The organism is Mycobacterium sp. pUA109 (genome assembly GCF_041287095.1).
Lineage (GTDB): Bacteria > Actinomycetota > Actinomycetes > Mycobacteriales > Mycobacteriaceae > Mycobacterium.
The window spans coordinates 253093-269457 of sequence record NZ_JBGGKS010000004.1 but is presented as its reverse complement, the minus strand read 5'-3'; the positions used below and the strand labels follow the sequence as shown (position 1 = coordinate 269457).

At 70.1% G+C, this 16365-nt stretch carries 17 protein-coding genes and 1 other RNA gene; 11 read left to right on the top strand and 7 right to left on the bottom strand.

Annotated features, from left to right (window positions below; genetic code table 11):
• Nucleotides 1–25 precede the first annotated feature (25 nt).
• Complete coding sequence (locus ACAG26_RS06980) at nt 26–982, top strand: cobalamin biosynthesis protein (RefSeq protein ID WP_370480630.1); 957 nt, start codon at nt 26–28, stop codon at nt 980–982.
• On the opposite strand, the gene ACAG26_RS06975 is transcribed toward ACAG26_RS06980, so the two are convergent.
• Genes ACAG26_RS06975 through ACAG26_RS06965 form a run of 3 tightly spaced genes read right to left on the bottom strand, consistent with a single transcriptional unit; the run spans nt 964 to nt 2907 of the window.
• Nucleotides 964–1773 (bottom strand): SURF1 family protein, encoded by an 810-nt coding sequence (locus tag ACAG26_RS06975; RefSeq protein WP_370480629.1) that lies wholly within the window; start codon nt 1771–1773, stop codon nt 964–966. The genes ACAG26_RS06980 and ACAG26_RS06975 overlap by 19 nt on opposite strands.
• Nucleotides 1773–2264, bottom strand: a complete 492-nt coding sequence (locus ACAG26_RS06970) for a low molecular weight protein-tyrosine-phosphatase (protein WP_370480628.1) — start codon at nt 2262–2264, stop codon at nt 1773–1775. The genes ACAG26_RS06975 and ACAG26_RS06970 overlap by 1 nt, the downstream gene beginning before the upstream one ends.
• Nucleotides 2257–2907: an HAD-IA family hydrolase gene (locus tag ACAG26_RS06965; protein ID WP_370480627.1), complete on the bottom strand. Its 651-nt coding sequence runs from the start codon at nt 2905–2907 to the stop codon at nt 2257–2259. Before ACAG26_RS06965 ends, ACAG26_RS06970 begins: the two co-directional genes overlap by 8 nt.
• A gap of 60 nt (nt 2908–2967) precedes the next feature.
• Here ACAG26_RS06965 and cobC point away from each other — a divergent pair, with 60 nt between their 5' ends.
• Genes cobC through ACAG26_RS06945 form a run of 4 tightly spaced genes read left to right on the top strand, consistent with a single transcriptional unit; the run spans nt 2968 to nt 6941 of the window.
• Nucleotides 2968–4005, top strand: a complete 1038-nt coding sequence (cobC, locus tag ACAG26_RS06960) for an Rv2231c family pyridoxal phosphate-dependent protein CobC (protein WP_370480626.1) — start codon at nt 2968–2970, stop codon at nt 4003–4005.
• Nucleotides 4002–5132, top strand: coding sequence for a Nif3-like dinuclear metal center hexameric protein (locus ACAG26_RS06955; RefSeq protein ID WP_370480625.1), 1131 nt, complete (start codon nt 4002–4004; stop codon nt 5130–5132). Before cobC ends, ACAG26_RS06955 begins: the two co-directional genes overlap by 4 nt.
• Nucleotides 5122–5859: a zinc ribbon domain-containing protein gene (locus ACAG26_RS06950; protein WP_370480624.1), complete on the top strand. Its 738-nt coding sequence runs from the start codon at nt 5122–5124 to the stop codon at nt 5857–5859. Before ACAG26_RS06955 ends, ACAG26_RS06950 begins: the two co-directional genes overlap by 11 nt.
• On the top strand, nt 5856–6941 hold the full coding sequence (locus ACAG26_RS06945; protein WP_370480623.1) for a bifunctional RNase H/acid phosphatase: 1086 nt from the start codon (nt 5856–5858) through the stop codon (nt 6939–6941). Before ACAG26_RS06950 ends, ACAG26_RS06945 begins: the two co-directional genes overlap by 4 nt.
• Nucleotides 6942–6947: 6 nt before the next feature.
• On the opposite strand, the gene ACAG26_RS06940 is transcribed toward ACAG26_RS06945, so the two are convergent.
• Entirely contained in the window at nt 6948–7526 is a 579-nt protein-coding gene (locus ACAG26_RS06940; RefSeq protein ID WP_370480622.1) for a helix-turn-helix domain-containing protein, read from the bottom strand.
• A gap of 100 nt (nt 7527–7626) precedes the next feature.
• On the opposite strand from ACAG26_RS06940, the gene ACAG26_RS06935 reads away from it, so the two are divergent.
• Nucleotides 7627–8298 (top strand): class I SAM-dependent methyltransferase, encoded by a 672-nt coding sequence (locus ACAG26_RS06935; RefSeq protein ID WP_370480621.1) that lies wholly within the window; start codon nt 7627–7629, stop codon nt 8296–8298.
• Here ACAG26_RS06935 and ACAG26_RS06930 read toward each other — a convergent pair.
• Together ACAG26_RS06930 and ACAG26_RS06925 are read right to left on the bottom strand one after the other, a co-directional pair.
• Nucleotides 8264–8974 carry a 2OG-Fe(II) oxygenase gene (locus tag ACAG26_RS06930; protein ID WP_370480620.1) on the bottom strand — a complete coding sequence of 237 codons (711 nt, stop codon included), beginning with the start codon at nt 8972–8974 and terminating at the stop codon, nt 8264–8266. The genes ACAG26_RS06935 and ACAG26_RS06930 overlap by 35 nt on opposite strands.
• A gap of 5 nt (nt 8975–8979) precedes the next feature.
• On the bottom strand, nt 8980–9495 hold the full coding sequence (locus ACAG26_RS06925; RefSeq protein ID WP_370480619.1) for a TM2 domain-containing protein: 516 nt from the start codon (nt 9493–9495) through the stop codon (nt 8980–8982).
• 51 nt (nt 9496–9546) lie between these two features.
• Here ACAG26_RS06925 and rnpB point away from each other — a divergent pair.
• An RNA gene (gene rnpB, locus ACAG26_RS06920) (RNase P RNA component class A) lies at nt 9547–9956 on the top strand.
• Between the two features lie 23 nt (nt 9957–9979).
• Here rnpB and ACAG26_RS06915 read toward each other — a convergent pair.
• Complete coding sequence (locus ACAG26_RS06915; protein WP_370480618.1) at nt 9980–11173, bottom strand: tyrosine-type recombinase/integrase; 1194 nt, start codon at nt 11171–11173, stop codon at nt 9980–9982.
• A gap of 197 nt (nt 11174–11370) precedes the next feature.
• On the opposite strand from ACAG26_RS06915, the gene ACAG26_RS06910 reads away from it, so the two are divergent.
• The 4 genes from ACAG26_RS06910 (at nt 11371) to ACAG26_RS06895 (ending at nt 16331) form a co-directional block, all read left to right on the top strand.
• Nucleotides 11371–11571: a helix-turn-helix transcriptional regulator gene (locus tag ACAG26_RS06910; protein WP_370480617.1), complete on the top strand. Its 201-nt coding sequence runs from the start codon at nt 11371–11373 to the stop codon at nt 11569–11571.
• Complete coding sequence (locus ACAG26_RS06905) at nt 11568–12035, top strand: hypothetical protein (RefSeq protein WP_370480616.1); 468 nt, start codon at nt 11568–11570, stop codon at nt 12033–12035. The genes ACAG26_RS06910 and ACAG26_RS06905 overlap by 4 nt, the downstream gene beginning before the upstream one ends.
• A gap of 261 nt (nt 12036–12296) precedes the next feature.
• Nucleotides 12297–14525, top strand: a complete 2229-nt coding sequence (locus ACAG26_RS06900) for an AAA family ATPase (RefSeq protein WP_370480615.1) — start codon at nt 12297–12299, stop codon at nt 14523–14525.
• A gap of 1605 nt (nt 14526–16130) precedes the next feature.
• A complete protein-coding gene (locus ACAG26_RS06895) occupies nt 16131–16331 on the top strand; it encodes a hypothetical protein (protein ID WP_370480614.1) in 201 nt (66 codons plus the stop codon).
• Nucleotides 16332–16365 lie beyond the last annotated feature (34 nt).

Genomic DNA, 16365 nt, shown 5'->3' with positions numbered 1-16365 from the left:
CCATGGATGCGAGTATGCCGGAGTGTTGGGGCCGACGCGGAGCACTCGGGGCACTCGGGCGGCAGGCGTGCTGGTCGGCTACCTGGCCGACCTCGCCTGGGGCGATCCGGCCCGCGGCCACCCGGTCGCCGGGTTCGGCACCGCGGCCGCGGCCCTGGAGAACCTCAGCTACCGCGACACCCGGCTGGCCGGTGCGGTGCACACCGGGGTGCTGGTCGCCGCGGTGGGCGCGCTGGGCGCGCTGGCCCAGCGCGGCGCCAGACGGGCCGGTCCGCTGGGCGCGGCCGCCGCCACCGGTGCGGCGACCTGGGTGGTGCTGGGCGGCAGCTCGCTGACCCGCACCGGGGCGGACATGGCGCAGCTGTTGGGCCGCGACGACCTGGCGGCGGCCCGCGCGCTGCTGCCGTCGCTGTGCGGCCGCGACCCGGCGGCACTGGACCAGGTCGGGCTGATTCGGGCGGCGCTGGAATCGGTGGCGGAGAACACCTCCGACGCGCAGGTGGCGCCGCTGCTGTGGGCGGCGGCCGGCGGGCCGCCGGCCGCGCTGGCCTACCGGGCCATCAACACGCTGGACGCGATGATCGGCCACCGGTCCCCGCGGTATGCCCGATTCGGGTGGGCGGCAGCACGATTGGATGACCTGGCCAACTACGCGGCGGCGCGGCTGACCGCGGCGCTGGTGGTGGCCTGCGCCCCGACGGTGGGCGGATCGGCGACCCGGGCGGTGCGGGCGTGGCGCCGCGACGCCGCGGGCCATCCCAGCCCCAACGCCGGGGTGGTGGAGGCGGCGTTCGCCGGCGCGCTGGGCGTGACGGTGGGCGGGCCGACCGCCTACCGGCACGAGGTGCAGGCGCGACCCACCCTGGGTGACGGGCCCGCCCCGGCGGTGGCCGATCTGCGCCGCGCGGTGCGGCTGTCCCGAGTGGTGCAGGCGGTGGCCGCCGCGCTGGCGGTGGCGGTGGCTTACCGGCGCCGGCCGTAGCGGTCGGCGAGTTTCTCCTCGACGGTCATCGGCGCGGCGGGCGCGGCCTCGGCCGCTCGTTCCAGTCGGCGGGCGCGGACCTCGGAGAACACGAAGTAGCCCAACCCCAGCGGCGCGATGATCCCGAACGCGATCCACTGAATGCCGTAGGACAGGAACGGCCCGGAGTCCAGGTGCGGCAACCCGATCACGCCCAGCCCGCCGGGCTGATCGTCGACCAGCTGCAGGTACGACCCGGCCAGCGGCACCCCGGTCAGCGCGGCCACCTGCCCGACGTTGAGGGAATACACCTGGGTGAAGCCGTCGGCGACGAGCGGGTCCTTGCCGGGCGCCTCGGAGTCGCGCAGCCGCGCGGTGAGCGTCACCGTCCCGGCCGGCGGCGGCGGGATCGGCGGCACCCGCGACCCCTGCTCGGGCCGCACGTAGCCGCGGTTGACCAGCACCGTCGGGCCGTGATCGACAGCGAACGGGGCCAGCACCTTAAACGCCGGGTTGCCGTCGACCGGCTGCAGCCGCACCAACACCTGTTTGTCGGTCAGGTAGTGCCCGACGGCGGTGACCCGTTGCCACTGCGCGTCCGGCGCCGACGAATCCTGGTGCGGCAGCAGCGCTGTCACCGGCACCGGGTCGGCGGTCAGGGAATGCTCGATCTGGCTGTTCTCCCGGGAGGTCCGGGTGTTCTTGCCCAGCTGCCACGGCGCCAGCACGGTGAAACACAGGTAGGCGAACGCGGCCACCACCACGGCCAGGGCCAGCCAGCCCGGCCGCAGCAGAAAAGCCCAGCGCCGCATCAGCGTTGCCCGTTCCCCGACAATCGTTCATCGACCCAGGCGTGCAGGCCGGGCAGGGCGGCGTCGATGACGGTGAACACCTCTTCGAAATCGGCCTGATCGCCGTAGTAGGGGTCCTCGACGTCGAGGGCGTGCGCGCCGGAGCGGGGATCGAAGGAACGCAGCATCCGCACCCGGTCGGCGTCGACACCCAACTGGTGCAGCAGCCGAACGTGGTTGCGGCCCAACGCCACCACCAAATCGGCGGACAGGTGCTCGGCGCTGACCTGGGCGGCGTGGTGATCGGGGCGGTAGCCGTGGGCGCGCAGCACCCGGGCGGCGCGCTCGTCGGCGCAGCTGCCGACGTGCCAGTCGCCGGTGCCCGCGCTGGTGACCCGCACCGCGTCGCCCAGCCCGCGGTCGGCGATCTGGGCGGCGAACATCTTCTCCGCCATCGGCGAGCGGCAGATGTTGCCGGTGCACACGAAGGTGATGTGCAGCCGTTCAGACACCGAGCACCTCCCGCAGTTCGGCGACGCTGGCCACGTGGGTCACCGCGTGGTGCCCCCCGTCGGCGAAATCGGCCTGCCCGTATCCCCAGCCGACCACCACCGTGTCGATGCCGTGGCAGGCGGCGCCGGCCACGTCGTGGGCGCGGTCACCGACCATCAGCACCCGCTCGGGCAGCGGGGCCAGCTGGGCCAGCGCGTGCGCCAGCACGTCGGCCTTGGCCGCGCGGGCCCCGTCGACGCTGGCCCCGGCGACCACCTCGAAATGGTCGTCCAGCCCGAAATGGGCCAGGATGCGCCGCGCGGTCGGCTCGGCTTTGGAGGTGGCCACCGCCAGCCGCACCCCGGCGGCCCGCAGATCGGCCAGCAGCGGCGCGATCCCGTCGAACACGCTGTTCATCGCCCAGCCGCGGCTGGTGTAGTCGGCTCGGTAGGCGGCGACCGCGGCCTCGGTGCGCTCACCCAACCCCAGGCCGGCCAGGGTGTGATGCATCGGCGGGCCGACCAGGGTGGCGGCCAGGTCACCGTCGGGCACGGCGGCGCCGACGTGCTGCAGGGCGTGGCGGAAGCTGGCCACGATCCCGGACGCCGAATCGGTCAAGGTGCCGTCCAGGTCGAAGATCACCAGCTGCGGGGTGCGGCTCACGGTCCCATTGTTCCCGATGTGCCCACTGGTGCGCCGCGGTGGCGCACTACTGTTTGACGGGTGGCGAGTCTGGATCCGAGCGGGCCGATCCCGCGGGCGGCGGCGCGCTACCACGGTGATCAGGCCGCGCAACCCGGCATGCTGGACTTCGCGGTCAACGTCCGCCACCGCCGACCGCCGGACTGGCTGCTGGAAGCGCTGGCGGCCCGGCTGCCCGACCTGGCCCGCTATCCCAGCGGCGACGACGAGCGGGCCGCCGCGCAGGCGGTCGCCGACCGGCACGCCCGGCCCCGCGCCGAGGTGGCGCCGCTGGCCGGGGCCAGCGAGGGCTTCGCGCTGCTGCCCAACCTGGGCCCGAGGCTGGCGGCGCTGATCGCGCCGTCGTTCACCGAACCGGAAGCCGCGCTGACCGCGGCCGGGGTGCCGGTGCGCCACGTGGTGCTGCCGGCGCCGTTTGCGCTGGCCGGCGCGGCGGTGCCCGACGCGGCCGACCTGGTGGTGGTCGGGAACCCGACCAATCCGACCGGGGTGCTGCACCGCCGCGACCAGATCCTGGCGTTGCGCCGCCCGGGTCGCATCCTGGTGGTCGACGAGGCGTTCGCCGACGCGGTGCCCGGCGAGCCGGAGTCGCTGGCCGGCCTGTCGCTGCCGGATGTGGTGGTGCTGCGCAGCCTGACCAAGACCTGGTCGCTGGCCGGGCTGCGGGTCGGGTACGCGCTGGGCGCCCCCGAATTGCTCGCCCGGTTGACCGCGCGGCGGGCGCACTGGCCGCTGGGCACCTTGCAGCTGGCGGCGATCGCGGCCTGTTGCGCGCCGGCCGCGGTGACCCAGGCCGCCGCCGACGCGCAGCGGTTGGCGGCGCTGCGCGCGCAGCTGGTGGCCGGCCTGCAATCGGTGGGGGTCGAGGTGGTCGACGGCCGTGCGCCGTTTGTGCTGTGCCGGGTCCCGGACGCGGAGCTGATGCGAAAACACCTGCAGGTGAAGGAGATTGCGGTGCGCCGCTGTGACACGTTCATCGGCCTGGACGGGCAGTATCTGCGGGTCGCGGTGCGCCCCGAGTGGCCGGTGCTGGTGGATGCCATCGCGGAGGTGCTGTGAGCGTCCGCCTGGCCGAGGTGATCGGTGTGCTGGAGGCGGCCTACCCGCCGGGGCTGGCGCAACCGTGGGATTCGGTGGGCCTGGTGTGCGGGGACCCCGACGAGCCGGTGGACTCGGTGACCGTCGCGGTGGACGCCACCGGGGCGGTGGTCGACGAGGTGCCCGAGCGCGGCCTGCTGCTGGCGCATCATCCGCTGCTGTTGCGGGGTGTCGACACCGTCGCCACCAGTACCCCCAAGGGGGCGCTGGTGCACCGGCTGATCCGGTCCGGGCGTTCGCTGTTCACCGCCCACACCAACGCCGACTCGGCGCGCCCCGGGGTGTCCGACGCGCTGGCCGACGCGCTGGGGCTGACCGTGCAGGCGGTGCTGGAGCCGCGGCCGGCGACCCCCGAGCTGGACAAGTGGGTGATCTACGTGCCGGTCGAGCACGCCGACGCGGTGCGGGCCGGGGTGTTCGCCGCCGGGGCCGGGCACATCGGCGACTATGCGCAGTGCAGCTGGAGCGTCACCGGCGTCGGGCAGTTCCTGCCGGGCGACGCGGCGTCGCCGGCCATCGGGCGGCGCGGCGCCGTCGAGCAGGTGACCGAGGACCGGGTGGAGGTGGTCGCGCCGGCGGCGTCACGGGCAGCGGTGTTGGCGGCGCTGCGGGCCGCGCACCCCTACGAGGAGCCGGCCTTCGACGTCTTCGCGTTGCAGCCCCCGCCCGCCGACGTCGGGTTGGGCCGCGTCGGCGCCCTGCCGCGGCCCGAGCCGCTGCGCGACTTCGTCGCCCGGGTGGCCGCCGGGCTGCCGGCCACCGCGTGGGGGGTGCGCGCCGCCGGCGATCCGGACCGGCCGGTGTCGCGGGTGGCGGTGTGCGGCGGTGCCGGTGATTCGCTGCTGGCCGCCGCGGCCGGCGCCGACGTGCAGGCCTACGTGACCGCCGACCTGCGTCACCACCCGGCCGACGAGCACCGCCGGGCCTCGCCGGTAGCGTTGGTGGACGTCGCGCACTGGGCCAGCGAGTTCCCGTGGTGCCACCAGGCGGCGGAGGTGGTGCGCTCCGAGTTCGGCGCAGCGCTTCCGGTGCGGGTCTGCACCATCCGTACCGATCCGTGGAATCTGGAGGGCAGCCATGAAAGCTGAAGTGGCACAACAACGGTCACTGCTCGATCTGGCGGAGCTGGACGCGGAGCTGTCCCGGCTGGCGCACCGGGCCGCGCATCTGGCCGAGCAGCAGGACTTCGAGCGGATCCAGGCCGAGCACCTGGCCGCCAGCGACCGGCTGGGGGCGGTGCGGATCGCGTTGGAGGACTTGGACACCCAGGTGTCGCGGTTCGAGTCGGAGATCGACGCGGTGCGGCAGCGGGAGAACCGGGACACCGCGCTGCTGGAATCGGGGGCCACCAACGCCAAGCAGCTGTCGGATCTGCAGCACGAGCTGGAGACGCTGCGCCGCCGCCAAGGCGCGCTGGAGGACTCGCTGCTGGAGGTGATGGAGCGTCGCGAAGAGCTGCAGGACCTGCAGGCCGCCGAGCTGGCGGCCGTCGACGGGCTGCAGGTCGAACTGACCGCGGCGCAGCAGGCCCGTGACACCGCGGCGGCCGAGATCGAAGCGACCCGCGGGCAGCGGCTGGCGCGCCGCGACGAGCTGACCGCCGCCCTGGACGCCGACCTGGTCGCGCTGTATGAGCGGCAGCGCGCCGCCGGTGGCCCGGGCGCCGGCCCGCTGCAAGGGCAGCGGTGCGGGGCGTGCCGGATCGAGATCGACCGCGGTGAGCTGGCCCGGATCTCGGCGGCCGCCGAGGACGACGTGCTGCGCTGCCCGGAGTGCGGCGCGATCCTGTTGCGGGTCAAGGGGTCCGGCCGGTGAAGGTGATCGTCGAGGCCGACGGCGGGTCGCGGGGCAACCCGGGGCCGGCCGGGTACGGGTCGGTGGTGTGGTCGGCCGACCGGGCCACGGTGCTGGCCGAAAGCAAGCAGGCGATCGGCCGGGCCACCAACAACGTCGCCGAATATCGGGGGCTGATCGCGGGTCTGGCCGAGGCCGCGCGGCTGGGCGCCACCGAGGTCGCGGTGTCGATGGACTCCAAGCTGGTCGTCGAACAGATGTCGGGCCGGTGGAAGGTCAAACACCCCGACCTGGTGACGCTGCACGGGCAGGCAAGGGAGTTGGCCGCGGGATTCGAGCGGATCAGCTACCGCTGGATTCCGCGGGAACGCAACTCCTACGCCGACCGGTTGGCCAACGAGGCGATGGACGCCGCCGCCGAGGTCGCCGAGCCGACCGCGGCCGCGAAAAAGCCGTCCAGCCCCGCCGCGCCGGGCTGGACCGGCGCGCAGGGCACCCCGACCCGGCTGCTGCTGTTGCGGCACGGGCAGACCGAGCTGTCGGTGCAGCGCCGTTATTCCGGGCGCGGCAACCCGGCGCTGACCGAACTGGGTTGGCGGCAGGCCGATGCGGCGGCCCGGTATTTGGCGCAGCGCGGCGGCATCGCCGCGGTGATCAGTTCCCCGCTGCAGCGCTGCTATGACACCGCGACGGCGGCGGCCAAGGCGCTGAGCCTGGACGTGACCGTCGACGAGGACCTGACCGAGACCGATTTCGGCGCCTGGGAGGGGTTGACGTTCGCCGAAGCCGCCGAACGGGATCCGGAGCTGCATGGGCGCTGGCTGCGCGACACCGCCACCACGCCGCCGGGCGGGGAGAGTTTCGATGCCGTGCAGCGCCGGGTGCGTCGGGCCCGCAACCGGATCATCACCGAACACGGCGGATCCACCGTGCTGGTGGTGTCGCACGTGACGCCGATCAAGACGGTGCTGCGGCTGGCGTTGGACGCCGGGCCGGGCATTTTGTACCGGCTGCATTTGGATTTGGCGTCGCTGAGCATCGCCGAGTTCTACCCGGACGGGGGATCGTCGGTGCGGCTGGTGAACCAGACGGCCTACCTGTAACCGCGTTCAGTCGTGCAGGTGCAGGCGTTCGCCGTGCGCGCCGAAGATCACGATGGCCTCGGCCGCGGCGCCGACGGCGCCGAACCAGTGCGGGGTCCAGGTGGAAAACTCCACCGCCTCCCCGGGGTGGATGAGGAAATCCTTGTCGCCCAGCACCAGTCGCAGCCGGCCGGACAGCAGATACAGCCACTCCTGGCCTTCGTGCACGGGCAGCTCGTCGGGGCGCCGGCGCCGGGCGCTGATCCGGATCTTGAAGGCGTGCAACCCGCCGGCGGGACCGTGCCGGGTCAGCGGCCAGTAGGTGATGCCGTGATGGGTGTGCGCGGTGCCGCGGACCCGCGGGTCGAGCTGCTCGGGCGCGCGCAACAGGTCGTCGGTGCTGACCGACAGCGCCTCGGCCAGCCGGGGCAGGTGGTCTAACGCCAAGCGGCGCTTGCCCGATTCCAGCCGGCTCAACGTCGACACGTCGATGCCGGCGCGGCCGGCGATGTCCTCCAGGGTCAGACCCTGCTGGGTGCGTAACTCGCGCAGCCGTCGCCGTACCCGCTGGTCGACGCCGTCGTCCTCGGGGGTTTTTGCCTGCATAGCAAAAAAGCTTGCCAGCGTTTCGGGGGTGGCGGCAAGCTCGGGTGCAGGGACGATTACGGCCCGCCGTGTGCGCGGGGCGTCGAAGGAGTGAAGGTCGATGGCTGAGCCTGGGCAGGACGCCCGCGAATTCTGGGAACAGTTCTACGCCGAGCACGAACGGGTGTGGAGCGGGCGGGCCAACGCCCGGCTGGTCGAGGTCGCCGCCGCGCTGCCGCCCGGCCGCGCCCTCGACCTGGGGTGCGGGGAGGGCGGCGACGCCGTCTGGCTGGCCGAGCAGGGCTGGCAGGTGCTCGCCGTCGACGTCTCGACCCGGGCGCTGCAGCGGGCCCGCGCGGCCGCGGTGGAGCGGAACGTCCTCGCGCGCATCGACTTTGCGCGCCACGACCTATCCGACAGCTTCCCGGCGGGCCGCTTCGATCTGGTGTCGGCGCAGTTCCTGCATTCCACGGCGCGCCTGGACCGCGCGACGGTGCTGCGCCGGGCCGCCGACGCGGTGACGGTGGGCGGGACGCTGCTGATCGTCGATCATGCGGCCGCGCCGCCCTGGGCCGCAGACCACGCCCGGGATCACGAATTCCCCACCATCGACGGCGTGCTGGCGGCGTTGCGGCTGGACGATGCGCACTGGACTCGGCTGCGGGCCGAACGCGCCGACCGCCAGGCCGTCGGACCCGACGGGCAGGTGGGCACGTTGGCCGACAACGTGTTCGTGTTGCGGCGCAACCGCTCAGCGGCTACGCGGCGTCGTGGAAGATCAGGCCCAGCGTGAAGCGCTCCCCGGAATGCACGGTGGACACCCCGTGGCGCACCGCGGCGGCTGACCAGCCGCGCGTCGAACGCACCGGACGGTCCCGGGTGGTGAACAGGTAGCCGTGGCCGTGCGGGATCTGGGTGGCGGTGCCGCGGGATTGGGCCCGGGCCCGCTGCTCGACCAGCAGGAACTCGCCGCCGGTGTAGTCGGTGTCCGGCTCGCTCAGGTTGATCACCACCTGCAGCGGAAACACCAACTCGCCGTAGAGGTCTCGGTGCAGCGCGTTCCAGTCGCCGGCGCCGTAGTGCAGCATCAGGGCGGTGGATTTGTGCTGGCCGGCGGCGTGGCAGTGGGCCAGCCAGTCCTCGAGGCTGTCCGGCCACGGGGCGTGGCGGCCCAGCTTGGTCCACCAGTCCCGGGCGATCGGCAGCAGCCGCGGATACAGCGCGCGTTTGAGCTGATCGATCGGATCCGGGTTCGGCGCGGCGAAGTACCGGTACTGCCCGGCGCCGTAGCGGTGCCGCTCCATGTCCACGGTGGCCCGGAACTTGGTGTCGTCGGTGTAGAGCCGGCGCAGCCGCGCCGACTCGGCGGCGGTGAGCAGCCGGGGCAGCAGCGTCCCGCCGTGCGCGCCGATATCGGCGGCGATGGTGTCCCAGTCCCCGGCGTCGACGCGCTCTTGCCAGCGGGTCACGGCGGTTAGGAGCGTAGCGGCCGGCCGTACTGGTCGCGCACCGAACCGGTGAAAATCATGATGGCGTCGACCAGCGCCCAAATCCCCAGGCCGGCCCACACCAGGAGGCCGATGCCGAAGAGGAACATCAACACGAAGCCGAGGAACCAGGTGATCAACTGGCCGATGGCGATTGCATTGGAGCCCAGGTAGAACCGGCCGGCGCCGAACCCGCCCAGGAACAGCTGCAGCAGGCCCGCGGTGACCTTGGACTTGTCCGACAGCGGCTGGCCGCTGACCGGGTCGCGTCCGTAGGGGGCGCTGGGGTCGACCGGGGCACCGTAGTAGGGCTGCGCCGGGTACCCGCCCGGGTAGCCGCCGGGGGCCGGATAGCCGGGCGCCGCGTACCCGCCGGGCGTCGGGTAACCGCCCGGTGCCGGGTAGCCACTCGGCGTCGGGTAGCCAGCGGGGGGCGGGGGATAGCCGCCGGGAATGCCGTCCGGGGGCGGGTAGCCGCCCTCGAGCGGTGGGTACTCGGTCATCCCGGCAGTATGACACGGGCACCGAGCAGCGGGTACGGTGAGCAGCGCGGACGAGTTGGCCGGGCGGCCGCGGCGCACGGGCCGATCCGATGGGGGATCGGGTCGGGGCGGGCGTCGAGGAAAGTCCGGACTTCACAGAGCGGGGTGATTGTTAACAGCAATCCGAGGTGACTCGCGGGATAGTGCCACAGAAAACAGACCGCCACTTCGGTGGTAAGGGTGAAACGGTGCGGTAAGAGCGCACCAGCATCCCGGGTGACCGGGATGGCTTGGTAAACCCCACCCGAAGCAAGGCCAAGAAGACCGCAGTGGGGGTGTGGTCGCGCAGGCGTTCGAGGGCTGCTCGCCCGAGCCTGCGGGTAGGCCGCTTGAGGCACCCGGTGACGGTGTGTCCAGATGGATGGTCGCCGCCGCGCCGTCTCGGCGCGGAACAGAATCCGGCTTACAGGCCAGCTCGTCCGCCCTGAGTCGTTGACCTGCAAGTTCAGGTGGTCGCGGCGCCCCCGGTACGCAGCGGGTACGCAGCAGAACCGAGCACCGAGTCGATAGCGTCGCGGGTCCGGTCGTCGGAATCCGGCCACAGGTGGCTGTAGGTGTCGAGCGTTTCGACGGCGCTGGCGTGGCCGAGCCTGGACTGCACGGTCTTGACGCTTTCGCCGTGCCGGATCAACAAGCTGGCGTAGTAGTGACGGAGCAGATGCAGACCGGAGCGGGGCGGCAACTTTAGCTTCGCCGTCGCCGCCCGCCATCGGTGGCCGAACACCGCTCGCGTGATCGGCTTACCGGCCAAGGTGAACACCAGCTCGACTGGCTCGGCGCCCTCGGTGAAGGCGACGGCGGGGAACTCAGCCAGATGGGCAGCCAGCGCGTCAACCACCACTTGCGGCAGTGGAATGATCCGGTTGCTGGCGGCCGTCTTAGGTGGCGCCAGCTTCGATCCATGCCCAGACACAGTGACAAGTTGACGGTCCACATTCACGGTGCGCTCCAGAAAACGCACTCGATCGACGGTGAGACCGAAACATTCGCCTTGTCGCATCCCGGTACCGGCCGCGAGTGTGATCAGTGCGCGCAGCTCCGGGGGCATCGCGTCGTGGATCGCGGCGACCTGCTCGGTAGGCAGCGGAATGACCTTCTTGCGCTCGGCCTTGGGCAGTTTCGTGCCGTCGCATGGGTTGCCGATGATGCGCCGGTCGCGGATCGCCGCTTTCATCACCGTGGACACCAGGCCGTGGACGACGCCGACCGTGGCTGGTGCCAGCTTCAACCCTTTCACCCACGCCTGCACATCGCTGGGCAGGATCTCCGAAAGCCGCCGATCGCCGAGAGTCGGGTAGGCGTGCCGGCGCAGCATCGTCTCGACGTGCGCGACCGAGTTGCGTCGATGCACTTGCATCTTGCGCCAGCGTTCCGCGTAGTCGCGGAACGTGATCTGGCCGGCGCCGGGGTCGACGTACTGGCCGGTGACGACCGCGGCTGTAACCTCGTCGATCCACCGCTGCGCGTCGGTTTTACGGGCGAACGCCTTGGTGTGTTCCTGGCCGGTGTCGTCGACATATCGTGCGCGCCACCGCTTGCCGCGGCCAGCGCGGGCGCTGTCTACCTTCTGCGTGGCGCCGTTGGTGGTGACGGTGCGGGTCCAGAGGTCTTCGACACCGGCCCGGCGGTTGCGTGTCATGGCCGAAGTATACGAGCGGAAACGGCCGGCAAACGGGCATCAGGCGACACCTAAAGGGCGGTGTCGGCACATCTGCGCACATCTGCGCACATATTCGCACTACCCTAGGCGACACTAGTTGCTGTCAGCTAAAAATGCCTGGTAGACAACAAACAGAACGTTTGCTGTGGCCAACAGCGCTGGTTAATATTGATTGCATGAGCGAATATCTGACCGCCGCCGACCTCGAGGCAAAAACCGGCACATCACAAGCCACCTGGCGCTACTGGGCACACATCGGCTCCGGGCCGCCATCATTCAAAATCGGACGCCGCCGCGTCTGGAAACGCACCGTCATAGAAGCATGGTTGGCCGAGCTTGAAACCGGCCACGCGGCGCCCGCCGGCGGTGCAGCGTGAGCGTCGAAACATTCGCCGGCACACACGCATTCCACCCGACAGTGCTCTCCGATACCGACGCCGATGAGCAGGGCAACGCCGACGCCATCGTCGAGGACATCGAGTGCGGACGCTGCCCACGCTGCCAGGGGCCGCTTCCGACCATGCCGGAGTGGCCCGCCGGGTCGCGTATCACTGAGTGCCGGTCTATCCCGATCTGTGGCAGATGCGGGATGGACGAGACATTCGAACTACTCGACGATGCAACGGGTATCGGATTCGGACTTTCCGCCGCTGGGGAGTGGCCTGTCGACGTCGACGAAATCGAGGAACGTCATGCCCGATGGATGGACAAGGCCAGGGCCACGATCATCACCGGCGACGGGCGCTTAATCACCGATGACGGCGTCGGCCAAATCATCAACCCGTGCAACACCGGCGGGTGGGCACAGTACAGCACTTGCACAGGGCAAGGGGACGCATGACCACCTAGACCGCAGCGCAATTCATCACATCGAACCAGCTCCGCGGGACCAATTCAGGTCATTGACGGGCCGCGGCATCAACCACCCGAAGGAGCTGATGCGCCCCATGAGCGCACACAAAAAAGAACGCCCCAGCCGGAACTGGGGCGCCCAACACATCGAAGCAGCTAGAAACCATTATGCCACAGGCGCCAACGCGCAAGCCAACTTTGAACGGCTAGCGCAACGCGCCGGCCAGATCCGCGCGGCGGGCGGTGCGGCATGAGCGAGATAGCAGCCTACGCACGCATCCTGAACTACCAGCCGGGCGAACGCGTTTCGGTCAATCATCAGGTACGCCCAGGCGGGGAATTCACATCCCGAATCATCGACACCCGCAACCTCGGCGCCGCCGTCGACAATGCAACCAACCAAGCCTGCTACTGGATCGGCGTTAACCCGACAAATGCCACAACGGGGCGCGGCAAAGAGAAGGACGCGTCCCGCCTCGCGGCGCTCTACTGCGAGCTAGACGACAAAAACACCACCGAGGCGCAGCAGACCGCCATCATCGCTAACCTCGGCGACTTATTCGGGTCGCCGTCAATGATCGTCCACTCGGGACACGGCGTGCACCTGTACTGGCCCATCCGCGGCGGTGACATCAACGACTGGTTCACACCTAAAGACGCCACCCAACTGCTCAAACGGTTCGGTCGGATCGTCACCGAGGTCGCGGCCAAACACGGCGCCGGAGAACCCGACCCCGTATGGGACTTGGTGCGGGTGCTCCGCCTACCTGGCACAGTGAACTACAAAAACATCGACGAGCCGATCCCTGTACGACTCACTGTCAACGAGGCGGGGCACGACCTGACTGTGGCCGAGGCCGCGACCCACCTCGACGCCGCCGATGCGCTGCACCCGCCGCCAGCACCCAAACCGGCCATCGCCAACGTGGTGCAGTTCCCCAGGCCCGACTACGACGGCGAGTCGATAGCCGAACGGTACAAAGCCGAACACACCTGGGCGGATATCCTCGAGCCTCACGGATGGCGATGCCGCACCGCCGACCCGGACGCCGATGGCGCCATTTGGCTGCACCCCACCCACACGTCGGACTGCTCGGCAACAATCAAAAACGGCTGCCTGTTCGTATACAGCCCAAACACGCCTTTCGAGGTCACGACATCGGGATCCCCGCACGGCTATACCAAGTTCCACGCCTACGCCGTTCTCAACCACGGCGGCGACATGTCGGCTGCCGCGAAAGCGTTAATGCCGCCGCCCGACTACGGCCGCACCGACTTCGACCCCGATGTACTCATGGAAACAGACGACGCGGGGCAGCCCACCGAGGACGCGAAAGACGCACTCGACGCCGCTATCCGCAACCGCGCCCTACAGCTACGCATCGACAAGGCGGCGAAAAAGCTGGTCGACGCCGAAGATCGCCCGAAGGTCGAACACCCTCCTGTTCGTTCATTGACTGCGCTGCTTGCCCAGCCGTGCCCGCCGACGCGGTGGCGCATTGAGCAGGTAGCGCCGATCGAAGCGCGGACGATCCTGGCGGCGCAATTCAAAGCCGGGAAAACGACGCTGACGGGCAACCTGATCCGATCACTCGTCGACCGTGAGGATTTTCTTGGCCGGTTCGCCATTGCAAAACCGGCCGATAACGTTGTGTTGATCGACGACGAGCTGTCTGAGTACATGGTGCAGGACTGGCTCGGGCGCCAGAATATTCGCAACACAGACGCACTCGCCGACGTCGTAACGCTCCGCGGCAAGCTGGCATCGTTCGATCTGTTCGACGACGACTGCCGGGCAGAGTGGGCGCAACGGTTCCGCAACCTCGGCTGCGACTACCTAATCCTGGACTGCCTACGCCCGATCCTCGACGCATTCGGGCTCGATGAGAACCGCGACGTCGGCCGGTTCCTAGTCCAGTTCGACGCGATGCTCGAGGCAGCCGGGATCCGCGATGCGCTGCTCATACACCACATGGGGCACCAAGGGGAGCGTTCGCGCGGCGACTCGCGGCTGCTGGACTGGCCCGACGTGAATTGGCGGATCATTCGGGAGGACGCCGACGACCCCAGTTCCCCCCGCTTCTTCTCCGCGTACGGCCGCGACGTCACCGTCCCAGAAGGGCGCCTGTCCTTCAACGAGACCACCCGCCACCTGACCTATGTGGACGGCTCCCGCGGTGACGCGAAAACCGAGGCAGCGTTGCAGGCCGTGCTCACGGTCCTTGCCGCGGACGCGCGGTCAGGCGGTAAAGGTTTGAGTGGGCGCGCCGTCGAGTTCGCGGTATCCGACGAACATACGCAGAAGGCGACCCGTGCCGCGCTCAAACTTGCCGCTCGCCGGGAATTGACAGCAAAGGCGCCGGGGGAGCGCAACGCCACCCTTCACCGGATCGCGCAGCCGTGCTCGATGTGCGGGCACCCGTTGGCCGCAGGGCAGGGGACACGACACGAGGAGTGCGCGAGGGAGGTCGCGGCATGACTGTCAACGCCACCCAGTGCGTCAGTGCGTTGCACCGCGTTGCCAGCGCGTTAACGCAGTGGCGTCAGTGCGTCAGTGCGTTTATAGGACGCACACGCGCTCGCACTAAACCAACCGAGCAGTGCGTTAAGCCTTCAAAGTTGGAATCACCCGCAGCCGCAGTCCGGAGCGACGCGTGAACCGCGCTGAGCGTCGCCGCGCGGAACAGCAGCGGCGGGCCGGGGAACGGATCTTGGCCGCGATCGAAGCCGGCCGCCCGGTCGTTGGACTCGTCGGCGCGTGTAGCGATTGTCCGGCTACCGGGTCGTTGACGCCGTTGCCGGGCGGCGCGGTGCTCGGCGAGGTGTGGCACGCCCCAGGCTGCCCGGCGGCGTCGGGAGTAGTCGAGTGGCGGCCGGTCGCATGAGCGGTAAGGATGCTGCGCCGACCGGTTGGGTTGCGCTGTTGGCTGCGGTGCTCGATGGCGTGCCGGCGTTGCCCGGTGCGGCCTGTCGCGGCCGCCCGGAGTGGCATGAGCCGGCGGCACCGGGTGAGCCTGCGGCCGTGGTGGCGGAACGTCACGAAGGTGCGATGCTGCGATGTCTGTCGTCGTGTTCCGCGTTGCGACACTGCAGGGCTTGGGTCGACGCCTTGCCACCAGCCCAACGTCCGGCCGGTGTGGTGGGTGGCTACTTACCTGGCGAGACGCCCGCCCAGCGGCAACAGGGCGGGACGAAACCGCCCCTGCTGGTACCGGAACGCCCCGACAATGCCACAGCGGCGGCTAGGCCGGTAACTGGGGCGCGGCGCCGTGACGCGCTGCTGGCGGCGGCCGCCGCACCGAGCGGTTGCACTGTCGATGAGGCTGCGGCTGCGCTGCATGGCGACCAGGTGACGGCAACGCTGCGTGAGGCCACGAGGCAGAGTTTGGCGCGCATGGCCGCCCGCGGGCTGTTGCGTCGTATGGGCAGCGACGGCGGTGGGCGGGGCAACGTGGCGAGGTATGTCACGGTGGACCGCGAGGAGGCGGCGTCGTGACCGGGGCGACTGCTGCTCGCGAGGGCGACGCCGGCGACGCTATCCCACACCAGAAACGCATCCTGCGTGGTGCGGCACTGGTGAACAGTAAACGCACCCATTGTGTCCACCTGCACCCGCTGTCGGGTGCGAATTTATATGTGTACTACGACCATTTGGGCCGGCGGAAGCGCATGTGTCGCCGCTGTAATGCTGATCGGGCAGCGGCGCGAAAAGCGCGGCCCGCACCAGGCGGTGGGTGATGCCCGGCGCCGGGTTGACGCCCGCGGAGTTGTCGTGGGCGCGTGCAGCGGTCGCGGAGGTGGTGGTGCGCCGGCGCCGGACCGGCGAGCTGGTGCCGCACGCTTACGGTGCGTTGTTGCGGCGTATCGACAGTTTGCTGTCTGCTGGTGCCCTTTGCGGCACTAGCGGTGAGAGTGATTCGGTAAGTTTGGATTCAATGATAGATACGGCCGAGGCTGCGCGTTTGCTTGGGTGCCGACCCGAGTATGTGCGGCGCATCGCGGAACGGCTGGACGGCCGCCGCGTCGGGCGCAGGTGGGTTTATCCGAGAACAGCAGTTCAACAGCACCGAGAAGGGATGAGGCGGTGACCGCTAACGACATTGTGCAGCTCGCAATCGAAACCTATGTGCGTGAGCTGCCCGAAGAAGACTTCGCCCGCCTGCTTGCTGTTGCCCGCCCGACCGGGGCGGCGGCGCTGCACCATGCAGCCGCAACGACGATGAACCGCGCTTCGCGTGACTGTGAGCCACACGAAGACTCAAGCGAAACAGGGTGGCGCGCATAGCCGCTCACGACAAATTTAGGAACACACCATGACC